The organism is Bradyrhizobium sp. in8p8, assembly GCF_000426845.1.
GTDB lineage: Bacteria > Pseudomonadota > Alphaproteobacteria > Rhizobiales > Xanthobacteraceae > Bradyrhizobium > Bradyrhizobium japonicum_C.
Map to the genome: position 1 here is coordinate 170,136 of NZ_AUGD01000008.1, position 19,865 is coordinate 190,000.

General features: G+C 64.7%; 20 protein-coding genes. 11 read left to right on the top strand and 9 right to left on the bottom strand.

The genetic code is table 11. The features are described from left to right. The first annotated feature begins 1 nt into the window (after position 1). The 6 genes from ureC to K408_RS0120965 all read left to right on the top strand — a co-directional run bounded on the left by ureC (position 2) and on the right by K408_RS0120965 (position 6,123). Complete coding sequence (gene ureC / locus K408_RS0120940) at positions 2-1,717, top strand: urease subunit alpha (protein ID WP_024340529.1); 1,716 nt, start codon at positions 2-4, stop codon at positions 1,715-1,717. A 128-nt stretch (positions 1,718-1,845) separates the two neighbouring features. Continuing rightward, a complete protein-coding gene (locus K408_RS0120945) occupies positions 1,846-2,145 on the top strand; it encodes a putative quinol monooxygenase (RefSeq protein WP_024340528.1) in 300 nt (99 codons plus the stop codon). 13 nt (positions 2,146-2,158) lie between these two features. Beyond that, complete coding sequence (locus K408_RS0120950) at positions 2,159-2,791, top strand: urease accessory protein UreE (protein WP_024340527.1); 633 nt, start codon at positions 2,159-2,161, stop codon at positions 2,789-2,791. Continuing rightward, positions 2,772-3,500 (top strand): urease accessory protein UreF, encoded by a 729-nt coding sequence (locus K408_RS0120955; RefSeq protein ID WP_029674209.1) that lies wholly within the window; start codon positions 2,772-2,774, stop codon positions 3,498-3,500. The genes K408_RS0120950 and K408_RS0120955 overlap by 20 nt, the downstream gene beginning before the upstream one ends. Positions 3,501-3,538: 38 nt before the next feature. After that, positions 3,539-4,162, top strand: a complete 624-nt coding sequence (ureG, locus tag K408_RS0120960) for an urease accessory protein UreG (RefSeq protein WP_024340525.1) — start codon at positions 3,539-3,541, stop codon at positions 4,160-4,162. Positions 4,163-4,461: 299 nt separating this feature from the next. Further along, positions 4,462-6,123: a CHASE domain-containing protein gene (locus tag K408_RS0120965; protein WP_024340524.1), complete on the top strand. Its 1,662-nt coding sequence runs from the start codon at positions 4,462-4,464 to the stop codon at positions 6,121-6,123. Here K408_RS0120965 and K408_RS0120970 read toward each other — a convergent pair. The 5 genes from K408_RS0120970 to K408_RS0120990 all read right to left on the bottom strand — a co-directional run bounded on the left by K408_RS0120970 (position 6,120) and on the right by K408_RS0120990 (position 10,255). Continuing rightward, on the bottom strand, positions 6,120-6,728 hold the full coding sequence (locus K408_RS0120970; RefSeq protein ID WP_028145950.1) for a TetR/AcrR family transcriptional regulator: 609 nt from the start codon (positions 6,726-6,728) through the stop codon (positions 6,120-6,122). The genes K408_RS0120965 and K408_RS0120970 overlap by 4 nt on opposite strands. An 86-nt stretch (positions 6,729-6,814) precedes the next feature. Further along, positions 6,815-7,957 carry an OpgC domain-containing protein gene (locus tag K408_RS0120975; protein ID WP_024340522.1) on the bottom strand — a complete coding sequence of 381 codons (1,143 nt, stop codon included), beginning with the start codon at positions 7,955-7,957 and terminating at the stop codon, positions 6,815-6,817. Positions 7,958-8,147: 190 nt separating this feature from the next. Next, positions 8,148-8,603, bottom strand: coding sequence for a hypothetical protein (locus tag K408_RS0120980; RefSeq protein ID WP_024340521.1), 456 nt, complete (start codon positions 8,601-8,603; stop codon positions 8,148-8,150). 89 nt (positions 8,604-8,692) lie between these two features. Further along, complete coding sequence (locus tag K408_RS0120985; RefSeq protein WP_024340520.1) at positions 8,693-9,064, bottom strand: ElaB/YgaM/YqjD family protein; 372 nt, start codon at positions 9,062-9,064, stop codon at positions 8,693-8,695. A gap of 78 nt (positions 9,065-9,142) precedes the next feature. Further along, positions 9,143-10,255 (bottom strand): AI-2E family transporter, encoded by a 1,113-nt coding sequence (locus K408_RS0120990; protein ID WP_024340519.1) that lies wholly within the window; start codon positions 10,253-10,255, stop codon positions 9,143-9,145. A 206-nt stretch (positions 10,256-10,461) separates the two neighbouring features. On the opposite strand from K408_RS0120990, the gene K408_RS0120995 reads away from it, so the two are divergent. The 3 genes from K408_RS0120995 (at position 10,462) to K408_RS42180 (ending at position 12,232) form a co-directional block, all read left to right on the top strand. Continuing rightward, positions 10,462-11,241, top strand: a complete 780-nt coding sequence (locus K408_RS0120995; protein WP_024340518.1) for a L,D-transpeptidase — start codon at positions 10,462-10,464, stop codon at positions 11,239-11,241. A 16-nt stretch (positions 11,242-11,257) separates the two neighbouring features. Next, complete coding sequence (locus tag K408_RS0121000) at positions 11,258-11,908, top strand: DUF2865 domain-containing protein (protein WP_024340517.1); 651 nt, start codon at positions 11,258-11,260, stop codon at positions 11,906-11,908. Positions 11,909-12,076: 168 nt separating this feature from the next. Beyond that, on the top strand, positions 12,077-12,232 hold the full coding sequence (locus K408_RS42180) for a Thivi_2564 family membrane protein (RefSeq protein WP_008546817.1): 156 nt from the start codon (positions 12,077-12,079) through the stop codon (positions 12,230-12,232). A gap of 124 nt (positions 12,233-12,356) precedes the next feature. Here K408_RS42180 and K408_RS0121010 read toward each other — a convergent pair whose 3' ends face one another. The 4 genes from K408_RS0121010 to cysD all read right to left on the bottom strand — a co-directional run bounded on the left by K408_RS0121010 (position 12,357) and on the right by cysD (position 17,880). After that, a complete protein-coding gene (locus tag K408_RS0121010) occupies positions 12,357-12,557 on the bottom strand; it encodes a CsbD family protein (protein WP_024340516.1) in 201 nt (66 codons plus the stop codon). Positions 12,558-12,688: 131 nt separating this feature from the next. Then, complete coding sequence (locus tag K408_RS0121015; RefSeq protein WP_024340515.1) at positions 12,689-14,854, bottom strand: malate synthase G; 2,166 nt, start codon at positions 14,852-14,854, stop codon at positions 12,689-12,691. A gap of 293 nt (positions 14,855-15,147) precedes the next feature. Beyond that, entirely contained in the window at positions 15,148-17,064 is a 1,917-nt protein-coding gene (gene cysC, locus K408_RS0121020) for an adenylyl-sulfate kinase (RefSeq protein WP_024340514.1), read from the bottom strand. A 21-nt stretch (positions 17,065-17,085) separates the two neighbouring features. After that, positions 17,086-17,880, bottom strand: a complete 795-nt coding sequence (gene cysD, locus K408_RS0121025; RefSeq protein WP_024340513.1) for a sulfate adenylyltransferase subunit CysD — start codon at positions 17,878-17,880, stop codon at positions 17,086-17,088. A 244-nt stretch (positions 17,881-18,124) separates the two neighbouring features. Here cysD and cysG point away from each other — a divergent pair, with 244 nt between their 5' ends. Both cysG and K408_RS0121035 read left to right on the top strand, forming a co-directional pair. Beyond that, entirely contained in the window at positions 18,125-19,549 is a 1,425-nt protein-coding gene (gene cysG, locus K408_RS0121030) for a siroheme synthase CysG (protein WP_024340512.1), read from the top strand. Further along, positions 19,546-19,863 carry a DUF2849 domain-containing protein gene (locus tag K408_RS0121035; RefSeq protein ID WP_024340511.1) on the top strand — a complete coding sequence of 106 codons (318 nt, stop codon included), beginning with the start codon at positions 19,546-19,548 and terminating at the stop codon, positions 19,861-19,863. Before cysG ends, K408_RS0121035 begins: the two co-directional genes overlap by 4 nt. Positions 19,864-19,865 lie beyond the last annotated feature (2 nt).

Here is a 19,865-nt window from a genome sequence, read left to right on the forward strand (position 1 = left end):
GATGTCCGTCAGAATAAAACGTTCCGTCTATGCCGACATGTTCGGCCCCACCACAGGGGACAAGGTGCGGTTGGCCGACACCGATCTCATCATCGAGGTCGAGAAGGATTTCACGACTTACGGTGAGGAGGTGAAGTTCGGCGGCGGCAAGGTGATCCGTGACGGCATGGGGCAGTCGCAGGTCACCAACAGGCAGGGTGCGGCCGACACCGTCATCACCAATGCGCTGATCGTCGATCACTGGGGCATCGTGAAGGCCGATGTCGCCATCAAGGACGGCATGATCTCTGCGATCGGCAAGGCTGGCAATCCGGACATCCAGCCCGGCGTCACCATCATCATCGGTCCCGGCACCGACGTGATCGCCGGCGAGGGAAAAATCCTCACCGCCGGTGGCTTCGACAGCCACATCCATTTCATCTGCCCGCAGCAGATCGAGCACGCGCTGATGTCAGGCGTCACTTCGATGCTGGGCGGCGGCACCGGCCCCTCGCACGGCACCTTCGCCACCACCTGCACGCCGGGCCCGTGGCACATCGCGCGGATGATCCAGTCGTTCGACGCCTTTCCGGTCAACCTCGGCATTTCCGGCAAGGGCAACGCCTCGCGGCCCGCCGCGCTGGTCGAGATGATCAAGGCCGGTGCCTGCGCGCTGAAGCTGCACGAGGACTGGGGCACGACGCCGGCGGCCATCGACAATTGCCTCTCGGTCGCGGACGATCACGACATCCAGGTGATGATCCACACCGACACGCTGAACGAGTCCGGCTTCGTCGAGGATACGATCAAGGCCTTCAAGGGCCGCACCATTCATGCCTTCCACACGGAAGGTGCCGGCGGCGGCCATGCCCCTGACATCATCAAGGTCGCGGGCCTGAAGAACGTGCTGCCGTCCTCGACCAATCCCACGCGCCCGTTTACCCGCAACACCATCGACGAGCATCTGGACATGCTGATGGTGTGCCACCATCTCGATCCCTCGATCGCGGAAGACCTGGCATTTGCCGAAAGCCGTATCCGTAAGGAGACCATCGCGGCCGAGGACATTCTGCACGATCTCGGCGCGCTCTCGATGATGTCCTCGGACTCGCAGGCCATGGGCCGCCTCGGCGAGGTCATTATCCGGACGTGGCAGACCGCGGACAAGATGAAGAAGCAGCGGGGATCCTTGCCGCAGGACAAGGGCAAGGACAACGACAATTTCCGCGTCAAGCGCTACATCGCCAAATACACGATCAACCCCGCGATCGCGCACGGCGTGTCGAAGCTGATCGGGTCGGTGGAGAAGGGCAAGCTCGCCGACCTCGTGCTATGGTCGCCGGCCTTCTTCGGCGTCAAGCCGGACTGCATCGTCAAGGGCGGCAGCATCGTTGCAGCGCCCATGGGCGATCCCAACGCCTCGATCCCGACGCCGCAGCCGGTGCACTATCAGCCGATGTTCGGGGCCTTCGGCAGGGCGCGTACGGCGTCGTCCGTGGTGTTCACTTCCAAGGCTGCGGTCACCGGCGGCCTTGCGCGCAAGCTCGGCATCGAGAAGAAGCTCTACGCCGTCCAGAATGTCCGCGGCAGGATCTCGAAAAAGAGCATGATCCACAACGATGCCACGCCCAATATCGAGGTCGATCCCGAGACCTATGAGGTCCGCGCCGATGGCGAACTGCTCACCTGCGCCCCCGCCGAGGTGCTGCCGATGTCGCAGCGATATTTCATGTACTGAAATAGCGCCTCAACGCATGTCCGCGGGATGTACCCGGGGACGGCTTTTGCGGTTTTGCGTTCGGTCCCGCCTGGTCTAATGTCCGAACCGGTATCGTAACCCTAGAAGAAAAGCCGGGAGGATTTCTCGTGATCTACGTCGTTGCCACCTTGACCATCAAGCCCGAGACGCGCGCCGAATTCATCGCAGCCGCCACTGCCTGCATCAAGGAGACCCGGAAGGAGCCCGGCAATATCGCCTATGACATGCATGAGAGCGTCACAGACCCCAGCAAGATGGTCTTCGTGGAGCAGTGGGAGAACGCCGAAGCGCTGGTGCCGCATCGGGCCATGGAGCACATGAAGACGTTCGGCCGCGTCGCGGTGAAATGCTTCACGGCGCCGCCGAAAATCGAGGTGATCACGCCCGAGAAGGTCGAGACAAGGTAAAGAGGTAACCCGCATGATCCGGGCCACGCAGGTCAAGGGGCAGCACCGCTTCACGGAAGCTCCCGTGGATACGGTGGTGCTCGATTTCGACGACCGGCATCGCCGCCGCATGGCGATGACGGGCACGCGAGGGCTCGAATTCCTGCTCGATCTGGAGCATGCCGTCGCGCTACGCGGCGGGGATGCGCTGGTGCTGGAGGACGGCCGCCTGGTCGAGGTGGTCGCGGCGCCCGAGCCGCTGCTCGAGATCCGCGGCCGCGATCCGCACCACCTCATTCGCGTCGGCTGGCATCTCGGCAACCGCCATCTGCCGACCCAGATCATGGCGAAGGCCCTGCGCATCCGCCGCGATCACGTGATCGAGGAGATGGTGAAGGGGCTCGGCGCGCGCGTGATCGAGATCGAGGCGCCGTTCGATCCAGAAGGCGGGGCGTATGCGGATGCTGGCCACGCGCACGGGCACGACGACCATGCGCATCACGGTCACGACCATCATGACCATGGTCACGATCATCACGGCCATGGCCACCGTCACCATGATCATGCCGCGCATGGCCATGGCCACGAGCACCACCATCACCACGATGAGCATTGCGACCATCCCGACCATCACCACGGCCACACGCATGCTCATGACCACAAATGAGCCGGTTGGCGCCGGCGGCCTCGCTGAGGAGGAGGCGGCGGCGCTCTACCGGCTGATGACATGGCTATCGCCGGCGTTTCCGGTCGGTGGTTTCTCCTATTCCAGCGGCCTCGAATGGGCGGTCGAGGCGGGCGATATCACCGACACAGCGGCACTGGCGGATTGGCTAGACGTGATGCTTGGCGACGGCTCGGGCTTCTGCGACGCGACGTTTCTGGTCCGGGCTTATCGGGCCGCGGAAGCAGGCAACACGACCGCTTTGAACGAGATCGCCGAGCTCGCCGCCGCCTTCGTGCCGTCGCGCGAGCGGCAGCTGGAGACGACCTCGCAGGGCCGTGCCTTCATCGACATCGCCCGCGCCGCATGGGATGCCGACGGACTGGACGCCATGATTGCAGCATGCAGCACGCCACTGGTCTACCCCGTCGCGGTCGGTGTGGTCGCCGCAATGCACGGCGTGCCGCTGGGGTCGACGCTGCACGCTTTCCTCCATGCGCTGGTCTCGAATTGGATTTCTGCGGCCAGCCGGCTCATTCCGCTCGGCCAGACCGACAGCCAGCGCGTGCTGGTCAAGCTGGAAGCCGCCGTCGCCGCGACGGCCAATCGTGCGCTGAACGCGGCATTGGACGATATCGGCAGCGCGACTTTCCGCGCCGATCTCGCCAGCCTGCGGCACGAGACGCAATATACGCGGCTGTTTCGGTCGTGATCGATGCAGCCCTAACCAATCGAGAGAGAACGAGCGACATGTCGAAATCTCACGGCCCGCTGCGTGTCGGCGTCGGTGGCCCGGTCGGATCGGGCAAGACCGCGCTGATGGACCTGCTCTGCAAGACCATGCGCGAGCGCTACGACATTGCGGCGATCACCAATGACATCTACACCAAATGGGACGCGGAGTTCCTGGTGCGTTCGGGCTCTCTGACGCCGGATCGCATCGCCGGCGTCGAGACCGGCGGCTGTCCACACACCGCGATCCGCGAGGATGCCTCGATGAACCTCGCCGCGGTTGCCGACATGCGCGCCAAGTTTCCCGGACTTGATCTCGTGCTGATCGAATCCGGCGGCGACAATCTCGCTGCTACTTTTTCCCCCGAACTGGCCGATATCACCATTTACGTCATCGACGTCGCCGCCGGCGACAAGATCCCGTCCAAGGGCGGCCCCGGCATCACCCGGTCCGACCTGCTGGTCATCAATAAGACCGACCTCGCGCCCCATGTTGGCGCCTCTCTGGAGAAGATGGAGACGGACGCCAGGCGCATGCGCGGCGAGCGTCCCTTCGTCATGACCAACCTGAAGAAGAGCGTGGGGCTCGACCGCATCGTCGCCTTCATCGAGGCCAAAGGCGGCCTGCAGCGGCCGGGCTGACCGGACGCGACCACTTGGCGCAGGCGTTTCTCGCCGTCGACGCCTGGGCCGCGCCGCCACCCGCGGAACAAAGTTCGGACATGGCAATTAACTACCTCCGGCTCCTGGGCAAGTTCATCCCGGCGAGACCCATCGGCCGGGCGGATTAAGCTTTTCAGGCGACCCAAGTTGCGTACTGATGCCTCCTCCTCCATTATCTCCGCCGCTTGGGTTTACCCCGTTTCGGCACATGGCCGTTCGAGCGGCGTTCATATGCTCCGTGTTTACTGCCGACCTCCTGCTTTCGCCTGAGTAGTCGCGTGGTCAGGCTGGGTTTCATCATCGGCTTCATCGCTCTGCTCGGGGTCTTGCTCTCCGGGCTTGCGGCCTATCGCGTCCACGACCAGGAGCTGGCGCTGGATCGGATCGCGCTCGCGCGTGCGATCGACGTTCACGCGAGCCTCGTCCAGGACCGGCTGACCGAGCGGGAGCTGCTCGCGCGTGTCGCCTCAGGCCTGTTCCGCGCGCCATCCGTGATCAAGTCGAACATGCTGGAGCCGCTGCGCTCGGCCATCTACGCCTTCAAGACTGATTTCGTGGTGGCGGGGTGGATCGCCCGGCTGAAGCCGGACGAATTGACGGCGGCGCAAGCCGCCATTGCCGGCGCCGGTTTCCCGAATCCCGAGATTCGCGGATATGACGACAAGCCGATCAATCCTGCCGACGTCACCCGGCCGATCGACGTGTTGTTGGATCTCGAGCCGCGCAGCGACGAGACCAAGGCGCTGCCGGGCCGCAGCTACGATCAGGATCCGGTTCGAGGCGCCATGCTGACGCGTGCCCGGGTCGAGAAGCGGTCGATCGCCTCAGACCCCATTCCGCTGCTTCGTGGCAACGGGCCGATCGGAATCATCGTGGCGGCGCCTGTCGTTCCCGAGGGAGCAACCGAGCCGGCAGGATTCGTCACGTTCTCCTACGAGCTTGCCACGCTGATGCTGACCAATGACGACATGTCGTTGTTCTCGGTCGCGCTCAGGGATCCGCGCAAGGAAGGTGGCGAGCTCGTCGCCAATGATCAGGGCGTGGTCTCCACACGCATGGCGGCAGCGGACGGGCGCGCGCCGTCGGCGACGCGCACCTTCAGCTTCGGCGGCCGTGACTGGCAGCTCTCCTATTATGCGAACGTGAATTCGGTGCGCCGCGCCGAGCAGACCGCGATCATCGTGGCGGCCATCGGCTTTGCCATCACGGCAATGGTGTGCGGCCTCTTTGGCTATGTGGCATACAACAATCTGCGACTCAGCCGGGAGATCCAGGTCAGAATCGGCTTCGAGCGCCGGCTGACCGCGGTCATCGACGAGCTCAACCACCGCGTCAAGAACATCCTGGCGGTGATCCAGTCGATCGTGACGCGCACTTTGCGTCACGGCTCGGACATCGACATCGCGCGCGAGCTGCTGATCGGGCGCATCCACGCCATGTCCAACGTGGTCTCTTTGCTCAGCGAGAGCCAGTGGCAGGGCGTCAAGCTGAAGGGCCTGTTCGAGGCACGCGCCATCCCGCATGCCGACCGGATTGCCGTCAACGGTCCCGATATCGCGGTCAGCGCACGCGCGGCGCAGAGCCTCTCGCTGCTGTTCTTCGAGCTTGCCTCGCATTCCGACGAGGGCCTGTCGCTGGTCGGGAAGCATCCGCACATCACCGCCAACTGGACGGTGACCGGAGAGGAGGGCAAGGAGGTCTTCCATTTCCGCTGGGAGGAGTTCAACACCAGCGAGGCGACGCGCCGGCCGGATTCCGATTTCGGCCTGATCCTGCTCGACCGCGTCGCGCCCGAGGCGCTGGGGGGCACCGCCAAGCGCTTCTTCACCGACGTCTCCTACGTCTACGAATTGACCGCGCCGATGGAGACGGTCGTCGACATGACCGAGCGCGACCGTACGGACAAGATCTCGGCGCCGGTCCGGCCCGCGCGCAGCTAATCCTTAGGCCGCAACACGAGATCGACGAGGTTGCGCGCGTAAGCCGCGGTAACCGGCGCAATGCCGAAGATATAGCGATAGAACAGGCCGCCGTAGATCGCGTCGTAGAGATCCTCAGGAAGCCCCCCCGCCAGAATGCTGCCATCCTTCTGGCCCTCGGCGATCATCTCGACGAGCGCGTCGCGACGGAACTGCAGATAACGCGCGTAGAACAGCCCCGCCGAGCCGGTCTTGGAGATGCATTCGGAGACGACGGCGAGCTGGACCTTGCCGAACTCGCCCTGAAGCGCTTCGGCGTAGGCCGCGGCATGGCGGCGCGCACGGGCCGCGGGGCTGCCGGAGCTCGCCGGCGGCAGCGGCAGCATCTGGGCGGCGTGGTGAAGAAAGGCGTCGATCAAGAGCGCCTCGCGGGACGGCCACCACTTGTAGATCGTCATCTTGGAGACACTGGAATGGCGGGCGACCGCGTCGATGGTGGTGGCGGCAAGGCCGGTGGAAGCCATCAACGCATAGGCGCTCTCGAGAATGGCGTTGCTGGTCTCCATTGACCTTGGCCGGCCGCGCCGGGGCGCGCTGTCAGCCTCGTCCCCTCCGCCCTGTGCCATCGCCGCGCCGGTCTCCTCATGCAGATTTCCGGCATAGCGCAGCAGCAGCCGGCGGCCCAGCGGAATCGCACGGCGTTGCGGCTAGACTAGGCCTGCTGCCGCAGGGCGGCAGGCAGGTCCTGCCGCTTCGACCAGGCCACGTAGTAGGCGACGGCGGTCATGGCGGCGAAACCGATGATGCTCACCGCGATCTGCATCAGCACGAGATTTGGGCCGGTGATCAGGATGAGATGACCGGCAAAGGACAGGAACACGCCGACGCAGAACACCGCGAGCCATTCCTCGCCGCATCGAATGACTGCCTGAAGCGGCTTCAATCGCAGGCCGGGGTGATCGGCCGGAACGAGACGGGTCGCGACGAAGGCGAGCGCGAGGAAGTGAAGCACGCGGTAAGGCGCGAGGTTCTCCTTGTCGGTCGGTGCGATGGTATCGAGCAGAAGGTCCGGCAGATAGGCGGACGATTCCGGCGAATGGCGCAACAGGGCGACCGCCATGGCGAAGACGAGATAGCTGCCGGCGAGCATCCGAAGCCAGGGAAGATCGCGCAGCGTCCGCCCGGGCGCGCCGGTGACGGCAAACCAGCCGCCCAGCACCATCAGCATCTGCCAGCAGAGCGGATTGAAGGTCCATTCCTGGTCCGGAGAGACCCGAAAATTCCAGTCGAACCAGCGCGCGGCAAGATACAGCGCAACCGATGCCGCAAGCGTCAGGTTCGGCCGTCGCAACAGGCCCCAGAGCGCAAGCGGAAAGAAGGCCATCAGCGGGATCATCAGCTGCAGCAGGTCGAGGTTCAACGGTTCTTCCTGGAGCACGAGACCGCGGATCAGGATGCGTAGCGGGTGCTCGAGGATTCCCGAGATGTTGTAATGGTGGATGATCTCCGGCGCCATGGATTGCGAGGCGACGTAGGCGATGGTGTCGATATAGATCACGAACAGCACAACATAGGCGGCATAGAGCCGCCAGACGCGTCGAAAGATCCGCGTCGCCGCGACCAGATAGCCGCGCTCCAGCGCCATTCTGCCATGGATGATGGCGACCCCATAGCCCACCACGAACACGAACAGATCGGCCGCACCGCTGAAGCCGAAGTTGCGCAGCGTCAGCAGGTTGACGACGTTGTTCGGAATGTGGTCGACGAACACCGACCAATTGGCGATGCCGAGCGTCAGGTACAGTCGTGAGTCGTGCTGGAATGCGGCGAGGTTCGCCTTGACGGACGGTTTCATTGAGCAAATTAGCTTTGGGAATCAGGGTGACGCTTTTAGCGGCAACCGCCCGCCCATCCGAGTAGCGTTTGCGTGAGCGACGGAGGCGTTCGTGCCGGACGGCGCAAAACTGCGCGGCGTCGCCTCTGTCAGATGCGGACAGATGCGCTCACGATTCAGAGTGCAAATATTCGAACGGTTCTCGGCGTCGCTATTCAGCCGGTTCGGCGGATACCTCGTCGGACACGCCGGCACGGCTCGCGAGGATACCGAGGGCGACGCCGCCGATTGCCAGGATCGGCAATAGCCGCTTCATCCCGATGGCGCGAACGATCTGAAGCCCGGTGGCGAGGAGCATCGGATCTGCGAGCATGCTCTGCGCGGCCGACTTCGCGGCGCGCTCGGCAGCGATCTCAGCGCGCTTCTGCAGCTCGCGCTTGTAGCCCCAATACGAGCCCGCCGCCGCCAGGGTCAGCAGGAAGAAGATGCCCGCGCCAGCAAGACAGGCCTGCACTGGACCGTATGTCTGCAGGACCGAGATGAATGCGGCAGCGCAAAGGAAGCTCGTGGTCACCAGGAGCGCGAAGGCTGCGGCTGCGGCAAGGGAGGTCAGCCGAACAGTCGTGCCAGTCGATGCACTGATCCCCTCGATAATGCGCTGAAGCATGGCCTTACTCCTCAATCCCCAACAGCCGAATCGTCACGGGTGCGGCCGCGGCGGGGCACCGCCGCGGTTTCGATATGTGGCGGCGACCGTTACCGGCGCCAGGCGGCGCCGATCAGGAACCCGATACCCAGCGCCAGTCCGACAGTCGCAAGCGGGCGCTGCGTGATCGCCTCTTCCAGCGTCTCCTCGATGGAGCCGTAGGCGTCGTGCGCGGCCTCCATCATCGCGCTGCCGCGCTCGGACATGTCGTCCATCGCGGAATCCACGTTCTCGCGCGCCTGGCGATAGCCGCGGCGAGCCTGCTTGCTCGTGGAATTGGCAAAGGAGTTGAGCACATCGGTGATCTGGTCGGTGAGGGCGGCGATATCGCTTTTCACGGCTGCTACATCCTTCTCGAGGCGTTCTCTGGTGGCTTTGTCGGTCCAGTCTCTCATCCGGGCTTCGGCATCTGTCGTCGGCATCAGGAGCTCCGAACTGTTGACGGCTGAGATGGGCGGAGAACGTTTCGTTGCCCGGTAAGTTCCGCTGGCGGAAACCGGTTAGCCCTGTGGCAGTTGCGGCGCATCCGTCGGCAACAGATGCTCCTTCAGGATGAGGGCAACGATCAGGAGCGGCGACGACAGGAATGCGCCCATGGGGCCCCACAACCACGTCCAGAACGCCAGCGCGAGCAGCACGGCGAGCGCATTCAGCGCCAGCCGCCGCCCAATGATCATCGGCGTGACGAAGTGTCCCTCCAGGAAGGTGAGACCGCCGAAGGCGAGTGCCGCGATCAAGCCGCCACTGATGGTGGGAAAGGCGATCAGCCCCACCACGACCAGCAGCGCGAACATCGCAACCGGCCCGATGATCGGGATGAAGTTGAGCGTTGCGGCCAGCGCGCCGAGCCCGGCCGGGTTGGGCATTCCTGCGAGTGCGCAGATGATGCCTGTGCCGACGCCGACTCCGACATTGATCAGGGTGACGGTCAGCAAATAATTTCCCAGATGGACCTCGATCTCGTTCAGAATCCGGAGCGTACGAAGCCGTGCGTCATGATCGCTGAAAGTCATGATCATGGCCCGCCGCAGGTCGCGCCAGCTTGCGATGAAAAGGATCAGGGTGACGAAGAACAGCAGGAACTCGGTAAAGGTCGGTGACAGGAATTCGATCGTCGGCTGCACCCAGTCGATCTTGGGTATGTGGAAGCTCGGCAATCCTTCCGAGCCGCCGAGCATGGCCTGCATCTCCCGCCACAGCGCGAGCGGCCGGTCGAACACGTGCAGCTTGTCCTTCAGCTGGGCACCGAGCTCCGGCAGGCGCGTGCTCCACTCCATCATCGGCGAGGCGATCAGCGCCACCATGAAGGCGACCACCGCGGTTACGGCGATGACGATCAGGACCGCGCCGACGCTGCGGGGGACCCTGTACCGCTCGAGAAAGCCCGCCGCCGGCGATAGCATCGTGCCGATGACGAAGGCCATCACCACGGGCAGGAAGAAGGCCCGCCCGACGTAGAGCACGGTGACGATGGCAATCAGCAAAAGGCCTGCGAGTGCGAAGGCGACGAACTCCGTGCGGCGGATCACGGGCGGCAGCTCGGCAGGGCTGTGGGGAAGCGGATCGCTTTCGCTGCTGCCGGAAATCAGACGTTCACTGGGAAGGACGCGCACAATATTTCTCCCACCCGGAAACCGAGATCCGCGCCCGTTGACGACATCCCAACGCGCGGATGGCATGCCGGTTCCATCGCGCTTTCGTGAATTGCTGCTCGCTTGACTGTGACGTCGCTGCTGCATCCCACGCCGGAACTTCAAACCGGCCGGTGGAGTTTGTTCGGCAGCGCATCACCCTGATGCACACACCAACGGGGCAGCACATGACAACGTTGTTAGCAGTCCGCAGCAGCTTCTCGCCGCGCGCCGTCGCCGCATTCTGTTTCGCGTCCGCTCTGCTCGCAGTGCCCTTGGACGGCGCAAGCGCGCAAACGTTCGGCTATGCGCCGATGCAGCTCCATGAGCGGATGCAGCTGCAGGATGAGGGTTACACCGAGGGAGTTGCCAACGAGGCGCCGCGGGCCGCCGACGAGGACGCCCAGTTGCCCGACCGGCTGCGCAAGCAGATCGTCAGCTTCGACCGGAGCGAGCCGGCCGGCACCATCGTCATCGATACCAACAACACCTATCTCTACTACGTGCTCGGCAACGGCCGCGCGATCCGCTACGGCGTCGGCGTGGGCCGCGAAGGCTTCACCTGGTCGGGCGTGCAGAGCGTCAGCCGCAAGGCCGAGTGGCCGGACTGGCATCCGCCTGCCGCAATGATCGCGCGCCAGCCCTATCTGCCGCGCTTCGTCGCAGGCGGCCCCGGCAATCCGCTGGGCGCGCGCGCGATGTATCTCGGCTCGAGCCAGTACCGCATCCACGGCACCAACGATCCCTCCACGATCGGCAAGTTCGTCTCGTCCGGCTGCATCCGCATGACAAACGAGGACGTCATCGACCTGTTCAGCCGGGTCAACGTTGGTGCCAAGGTCGTGGTGTTGCCGAAGAGCGCGCCGCTGATGGCCAGAGGCGCAGATCCTGCGCGAAAGCGCCCGGCCGTGAGCGCGCTGCCCTCGGGTCGGCAGGCGTTGAACATCACGACGTCGGCCGTGAACTGAGAGTGAGCGAGGTCATATGAGCAGACGCCTGGTTGGCAAAACGGCTGGCGGTGCGGCGATCCTGGTCGCTATTTCGGCCGGTCTTGCGTCGGCGCCTTCAGCGCAGGCGCAGGATTTTTTCTCGGGATTGTTCGGCGGCTTCCGGATGCGGCCGCCACCGGAGATCCGGATGCCGTTCCCGCATGACGATGTGCCGCGCTATGAGGCGCCGCGCCAGCGCGCCTCTTACGGCGGCGGCATGGCCTATTGTGTGCGCGGCTGTGACGGCCGGTATTTCCCGGCGCAAGGAAGCGATGCCGAAAGCAAGGCGCAATCCTGCAAGAGCTTCTGCCCGGCCTCCGAAACCTCGCTGGTCTACGGCGGCAATATCGACGACGCCACGACCGAAAAGGGAAAATCCTATTCCGATTTGCCCAACGCCTATCGCTATCGCAACGAGATCGTCGCAGGCTGCACCTGCAACGGCAAGGATCCGGTCGGGCTCGCATCGGTCAAGGTCGAGGACGATCCGACCTTGCGTAAAGGCGACATCGTCGCGGGGGCCAATGGTCTCGTAGTCGCCAGCCGCAATGCCAACGACCGGCGGGGCGTCGCGATGAACTTCTCGCCGCTGCCGGATTCTGTGCGCGCCAGATTCCGCCAGGTCCCGGTGGTGGCGAAGGAATAGCGAGCGCCGCATCCGACGGCGGCGCGGACCTTGTCGGACCGCCAAATGCTGGCTGGCCGGCTGGGGAGACAGGGACTTCGTGAGCGGTTGCCGCAGGTTTCCCATATGGAACCGGCCCGGGTGCCGCGCGTTAGACCAGCGTAGCAATTGCCTGAAGGGGGTCTCGCGATGCTGGTCGGCGTACTCGTCACCTTTCTCGTCGTCATTCTCGTGCTTTATCTCATCAACATGCTGCCGATGGATGGCCGCGCCAAGCAGATCGCGCGCGTGATCGTCATCATCATCGGCATCGTGTCGCTGCTGAAATATCTCGCGGTGTTCTAGCGCGTAGGTTCGTAGCCGGGATGCGCCGCGATATCCGGGCTGCTGCAACAAGGATTGCGCTTCATCCAGGTTACGGTTCAAACAAAAGCCCCGGCGTGAGCCGGGGCTTCGTTCGCGTAAATTCTCAGTGCAGCCCTTTGAGCCAGTCGTCGACGTCCTGCCGAACCTGGTCCTTGGCCTTGCCATAACGTTCCTGCAGCCGGCCCTCGAGCTGCTCGCGGCGACCCTCGATCAGTTGAAGGTCGTCGTCGGTGAGCTTGCCCCACTTCTCCTTGGCCGAGCCCTTGAACTGCTTCCAGTTTCCTTCGATGCGATTCCAGTCCATGACCATCTCCTGTTGGTTGATGGCCCGACAACGCGACCCCTTCGCAGCCGGTTCCGCGGCACCTTGCGGCGTTTCGTCCAACGAAAAAGCCCCGGCATGCGCCGGGGCTTTTGACGTTTCACTGAGTTCGCTCAGCCCAGCGACTTGGCCTCGCGGCGGCGCGCGGTCAGGATGTATTCGGTGTAACCGTTCGGCTGCTCGCGGCCCTTGAAGATGAGGTCGCAGGCGGCCTTGAAGGCGACGCCGTCGAAGCTTGGCGCCATCGGCTTGTAGATCGGGTCGCCCGCATTCTGCTTGTCGACGACGATGGCCATGCGCTTGAGCGATTCCATCACCTGCGCCTCGGTGATCACGCCCTGGTGCAGCCAGTTGGCGAGATGCTGGCTGGAGATGCGCAACGTCGCGCGGTCTTCCATCAGGCCGACGTCGTGGATGTCGGGCACCTTGGAGCAGCCGACGCCCTGGTCGATCCAGCGGACGACGTATCCGAGGATGCCCTGGCAATTGTTGTCAATCTCCTGCTTCACGTCATCTGGCGCCCAGTTCGACTTCGACACCGGAATGGTGAGGATGTCCGAGAGCTTTGCGCGCGTCCCGCCCTTGGCGAGTTCCTGCTGGCGCGCGATGACGTTGACCTGGTGGTAGTGCAGCGCGTGCAGCGTCGCGGCGGTCGGCGAGGGCACCCAGGCCGTGGTGGCGCCGGCCTGCGGATGGGCGAGCTTTTGCGCCAGCATATCCGCCATCTTGTCGGGCGCGGCCCACATGCCCTTGCCGATCTGGGCGTGGCCGGGCAGGCCACAGGCCAGGCCCATGTCGACGTTCCAGTCCTCATAGGCCTTGATCCAGGCCTGCGCCTTCATCTCGTTCTTGCGGATCATGGGGCCCGCTTCCATCGAGGTGTGGATCTCGTCGCCGGTACGATCGAGGAAGCCGGTGTTGATGAACATGATCCGCTTGGAGGCGCGCTGGATGCAGGCCTTGAGGTTGACTGTGGTACGCCGCTCCTCGTCCATGATGCCGACCTTGAGCGTGTTCTCGGGCAAGCCCAGCATCTTCTCGACGCGGTCGAAGATCTCGCAGGTGAGCGATACCTCGTCCGGCCCGTGCATCTTCGGCTTCACGATATACGCCGAGCCCGTGCGGCTGTTCTTGACCTTGGAGAGACCCTTGAGGTCGTGAATGGCAAGCAGGCCCGACACGGCGGCATCGAGCAGGCCCTCGGGGACCTCCTCGCCCTTCTCGTCCAGCACCGCGTCGGTGAACATGTGGTGACCGCAATTGCGCATCAGGAGCAGGCTGCGGCCGTGCAGCTTGAGCTCGCCCTTGCCGTCAGGCGTCTTGTAGCTGCGGTCGGCATTGAGCGAGCGCGTCAGCGTCTTGCCGCCCTTCTCGAAATCGGCCGACAACGTGCCGTTCATCAGGCCGAGCGTGTTGCGGTAGACCAGCACCTTGTCCTCGGCGTCGACGGCAGCGACCGAATCTTCCATGTCGAGGATGGTCGAGACTGCAGCCTCCATGATCACGTCGGCGACGCCGGCCGGATCGTCCTTGCCGATCGCGCTGCTGCGGTCGATCTTGACCTCGATATGCAGGCCGTTGTTGACGAGCAGCACTGCACTCGGCGCGGCGGCATCGCCCTGGAAGCCGGCGAACTGCGCGGCGTTCTTCAGCGCGGTGGCGTTGCCGCTCTTCAGCTTTACCGCAAGCTGGCCCGCGACGACGCTGTAGGCGGTGACGTCGGTGTGGCTGCCGGTTGCGAGCGGCACGGCGTTATCGAGGAACGCCTTGGCCTTGGCGATCACCTTGTCGCCGCGCGCCTTGTTGTAGCCCTTGCCGCTCTCGGAAGCATCATGCGGGATGGCATCGGTGCCGTAGAAGGCGTCATAGAGCGAGCCCCAGCGCGCATTCGCCGCGTTCAGCGCGTAGCGCGCATTCGTCAGTGGCACGACCAGCTGCGGGCCGCAGATCTTGCCGATCTCCTCGTCGACATTGGCAGTCTCGACGTTCTGGGTCGCCGGCTCCGGGACCAGATAGCCGATCTCCTTCAGGAAGGCGGTATAGGCGTCGAGGTCGAACGCCTTGCCCTTGTTGGCCCGGTGCCAGTCGTCGATCTTGGCCTGAAGTGTGTCGCGGAATGCGAGCAGTTCGCGGTTCTTCGGCCCCAGTTCCTTGATGATGCCGGCGAGCCCGGCCCAGAACGCATCCGGCGCGATCCCCGTTTTCGGGGCCGCTTCCTTGGCGATGAAATCAAACAGGACGGGAGCGATCTTCAATCCGTGGGCGTCGACGCGTTTCATGATGGGCTTTCTTGTTGGAAATGGCTGCTTTTGGCTGCTTTTGACCCGACAGCAGCAAAATGCGCTCCAGGGAGCGGCTTTCGGGGGCCTATTAGCCCCAAAAAAGGGGCGGTGAGAAGACCCCCGCGCGGTTGTCAAAATGTCAAGGAATAGGGGCAGCCGCTCGCGCCGCTGTCATTTCCCGCGAAAGCGGGCAAGCCAGTGCGCCGCGGCTTCTCCGTATCCCATCGCTGTCTCCGGCGTATTGGGGCGCCCGGCCAATCGGGCGAGGACCGCGGGGGGCTGGGACAGAATCAAATATTCGCAGCGAGGTCCACGACCTCGTCGAACAGCACGCCGGTCGTCTTCAGCATGTGCTCGACCTCGTCGGTCGCCTCGGCGACCGTCCTCTTCGACGTGTCGATCACGAGTTCGGCCGCGTCAGGCTTCTCGTAGTCGTTGCCGATCCCGGTGAACGAAGCCAATGCACCTGCACGGGCCTTCTTGTAGTGGCCCTTGGGGTCGCGCTCCTCGCACACCTCGGCCGGCGTCGCGACGTGGATCTCGCGGAACGCGGTGTCGGCGATCCGGCGTGCCGCTGCGCGATCCTCGCGGGCCGGCGAGACCGCGGCGACGATGGCGATATGGCCGTTGCGGGCAAGGTGCGTCGCGACCTCGGCGAGGCGGCGGATGTTCTCGCTGCGATCAGCGGCGGAGAAGCCGAGATCGCTGTTGAGGCCCGCGCGCAGCGTGTCGCCGTCCAGCAGGATCGGCGAGCCGCCATGGCTGAACAGCCGCCGCTCCAGCGCTTTTGCCAGCGTCGACTTGCCGGAGGCGGGCAGGCCGGTGAGCCAGACCACGGCGCCGTTGTGGCGATAGCGCGCCGAGCGCTCGTCGGGCCGCAGCGCCGATTCCACCGGCACGATGTCAACAGGCACGGCGCGTTGGCCGGCATCGACCGACAGCACCAGGCCGCCGCCGGCGATGCGTCCGGACACCTCGATCACGAGGCGGCCGGTGCGCGGGTTCTCGGTGTAGGGGTCGGTCGCGATCGGACTGGACAGGGAGATGTCGATCTCGCCGACATGGTTGCGGCCGATCACCCTGTTCTCGGAGCTCGAGAGCTCGCCGGGATCGATCGCCTTCTCGATGGCAACCACGGTGGCGCGGCTTTCCTTCGGCCCGCAGCGCACCAGCAGCTGGTCGCCCCTGGCGAGCGGCTTGTCGTGCAGCCAGAAGATCCGCGCGCGCAGCCGCCGCGTTTCGCGCGGTGCGCTGCCTGCATGCGCGACGATGTCGCCGCGCTCGATGAACAATTCGCGATCGAGCGTGATGCCGACCGAGCGGCCCGCGCCCTGACGGCTGGCGACCGACGTTACCGGCCAGCTCTCGACCGACTTGATCCTGGCGATCTTGCCGGCGGGCATGATCACGATCTCGTCGCCGGCGATCAGGTTGCCGGACTCGATGCGGCCCGCGACGATGCGGCGGTCGTCGAATTTGTAAATTGCCTGCACCGGCAGCCGTAGCGGCAGTGCCTCCAGCGCCCGTGCGGGCTCGAGCCGGTCAAGCGCTTCGACCACGCTTGGTCCCTTGTACCAGCCGATCCGATCGGTGCGCTCCGCGACGCCGTCGCCGTCGCGCGCCGAAATCGGGATCACCGCCGTCGGTGTCACGCCGAGGCCATTGAGATGCGCGGAGATCTCGTCGCTGATCGCGTTGAAGCGGTTGACGGAGAAATCGACGCGATCCATTTTGTTGACGACGACCGCAACCTGCTTCACGCCGAGCAGATGCAGGAGATAGCCATGCCGCCTGGTCTGGTCGCGCACACCCTCGAGCGCATCGATGATCAGCACCGCGCCGTCGGCCTGGGAGGCGCCGGTGATCATGTTGCGCAGGAACTCGGCATGGCCGGGCGCGTCGATCAGCACGATGTCGCGCGAATTGGTGCGGAAACGGATCTGCGTGGTGTCGATGGTGATGCCCTGGTCGCGCTCGGTCTGCAGCGCATCGAGCAGGAACGACCATTCGAACGGCATGCCGCGCCGCGCGCTGACGGCTTTCAACATGTCCAGCTTGCCCTCGGGCAGGCTGCCGGTCTCGTGCAGGAGCCGGCCGACCAGCGTCGACTTGCCGTGATCGACATGGCCGACGATGACGATGCGCACCTGGGGACGGGTGGTGCCGTTCGGAGTGCTCGGCGGAGCCGTGGTGACGATCATGTTCATGGAACGCTCGCGTCCTTGAGGTCAGAGATAGCCGGCGACGCGCAGGCGCTCGAAAGCGTCCTCGGTCTCGTGATCGAGCGCGCGCCCCGAGCGCTCCGGTACCTTGGTCTGTTCGAGCTCGATCAGGATCTCGTCGATGTTCGAAGCGTTTGAGGCGACCGGATTGGTAATGTCCTGGTCACCCAGCGAGCGATAGCGCTTGCCGTTCCTGGCGAGGTACAACGGAATGATCGGGATGTTCTCGCGCTTGGTGTAGGCCCAGATGTCGGCCTCGGTCCAATGCAGGATCGGATGGATGCGCAGATGCGCGCCCTGCGGCGGCGAGGCGTTGAAATGATCCCAGAACTCCGGCGGCTGGTCGCGCACATCCCAATTGCCTTCGAGGCCGCGCGGCGAGAACACGCGCTCCTTGGCGCGCGTCGCCTCCTCGTCGCGGCGGATGCCGGCGATCAGGCCGTCGAAGCCGTATTTGGCGAGCGCCATCTTGAGGCCCTCGGTCTTGCGCGCGGCGGAACGCGCGGCCGGCGGCAGCGTCGGGTCGACGGCATCGATCGGCGGGCAGGGCTCGACGCGCAAATCGAGATCCCATTCTTTGCCGTAATGATCGCGGAAGCGATACATCTCCGGAAACTTCTTGCCGGTATCGACGTGAAGAGCCGGGAACGGCATCTTGCCGAAGAAGGCTTTCCGCGCCAGCCAGATCATCACGTTGGAATCTTTCCCGAGCGACCACAACAAGGCGATCTTCTTCAGCCGGGCAAAAGCCTCGCGGAAGATGTAGATGCTCTGCGCCTCGAGCTGGTCGAGATGGTCCATGCTCGGAGCGACATCGGCGGAGAATTCTTGCGCGCGCGCGGGGTCGGCCGGCGCCGGCTTGCTCACTCGATCAGCGGCGGAATCGTCCTTGAGAAGATGCATCTCTGCGACTTTGCGTTTGGAGGCGAAAATTCTATAGTTGCAGTGCGGAAGAGAAGAAAAAATTTTCTCTTTGCGCGCTAGAAACGAGACATATATAGAAAATAATTCCAGTCAACCCCGGTTGTGGGGAAGCGAGTAGCGCATGCGGTTCTTGCCGGTATTTCTCGATCTCAAGGCCGGTCCGGTGGTCCTCATCGGTGCGGGCGAGCTTTTGCGCGCCAAGCTGCGCGTGCTCGCTGCTGCCGGCGCACGCATCCGCGTGCACGCGATCGACGGTAACCATGACCTTGGCCTCAACCCGGAAGATGCGGCGCGCGTCGAGATCGCGGCGGGCGATCCGCTCACGGCCGATCTCTCAGGTGTCATCGCCATCGTTTGCGCTGGTGCGGGTGATGTCGGGGTGGCGATGTCGGTCCGCGCCAAGGCTGCCGGCCTGCCCGTCAACGTCATGGACGATCTCGAACATTCCAGCTTCATTTTCCCGGCGATCGTCGATCGCGGGGATGTCGTGGTCGCGGTCGGCACCGGCGGAACCTCGCCGGTGGTGGCGCGTCGCGTGCGGGAGAAGATCGAGGCGCTGCTGCCGGCCCGCATCGGCGAGCTTGCGGAGTTCATCGGCGGCTTCCGCAAGTCCATCAACGAACGTATCGCCGAATTTCCGCTGCGTCGCCGCTTCTGGGAGCGCGTGATCGACGGTCCGATCGGCGCCGCCGTGCTCGCCGGTCGCAGGAGCGAAGCGGACGCATCGCTCAAGGCGATTGCCGACCCTTCCGAATTCGCGCGTGCCGACAAGCCGGAAGGCTCGGTCGCGCTGGTCGGTGCGGGGCCAGGCGATCCCGATCTGCTCACCATCAAGGCGCTGCGCGCGTTGCAGGATGCGGACGTCGTTTTCCATGACGAACTGGTCTCGCCCGAGATTCTCGATCGCATCCGCCGCGACACCACGCGCGTCGCGGTCGGCCGCCGCGTCGGCAAGCCCGGCATCGGCCAGGACGCTATCAACAAGCGCATGATCGAGGCGGCGCAATCCGGTCAGCGCGTGGTGCGGCTGAAGGGCGGCGATCCCTTCGTGTTCGGCCGCGGCGGCGAAGAGGTTGAAGCGCTGCGTGCCGCCGGCGTCGCTTATTCGATCATCCCCGGCATCACGGCGGGCCTCGGCGGCGCCGCCGATTTCGAGGTGCCGCTGACGTACCGCCATGAAGCGACGCGCATCACTTTCCTCACCGCACACAAGGCGCGCGATGCGGAAGCCGTCGACTGGTCGACGTTGACCGACACCAAGATGACCGTCGTGGTCTACATGGGCATGACCGCGGCGCCGGCCGTGCGCGCGGGCCTGTTCGCGGCCGGCCGCTCGCCGGAGACGCCGGTCGGCGTGTTCGCCCGCGTCACGCGGCCCGATGCGCAAGGCGCGATCGGCACGCTGCGGGATCTGCCCGAACTGGTGCGGCGGACCCAGGGCGGTCCCGCCATCCTCATCATCGGCGACGTGGTCCGGCACGCCGGCTCGCTTCGCCGCCAATCTCCAAGACAAATCATCTCCGACCTCCTGGATGCAGCCGAATGACCTCTCCGCTCGAACAAAAGAAGATCCGCATCGCCGGCCCCTCCGTCGTGACCGCCAACCGCACCTGGGACGGCATCGTCGTGTACCGCACCGCCGCTAGGGCCTGGTCCGCGGAGCTCTCGGAAGCCGCGATCGTGCGCAACTCCGAGGAGGCCAAGGCGTTGCTTGCGGAGGCCGTGGCCGATGACGTCGGTGCCATCGGTCCCTATATCGCGCCGGTTCAGATCGGTGCCGACGGCAGGATCGTTCCCGGCAATCTGCGCGAACAGATTCGCCGCACCGGCGTCACCATCGGACAGCCGGCCCAGGTTTAAGG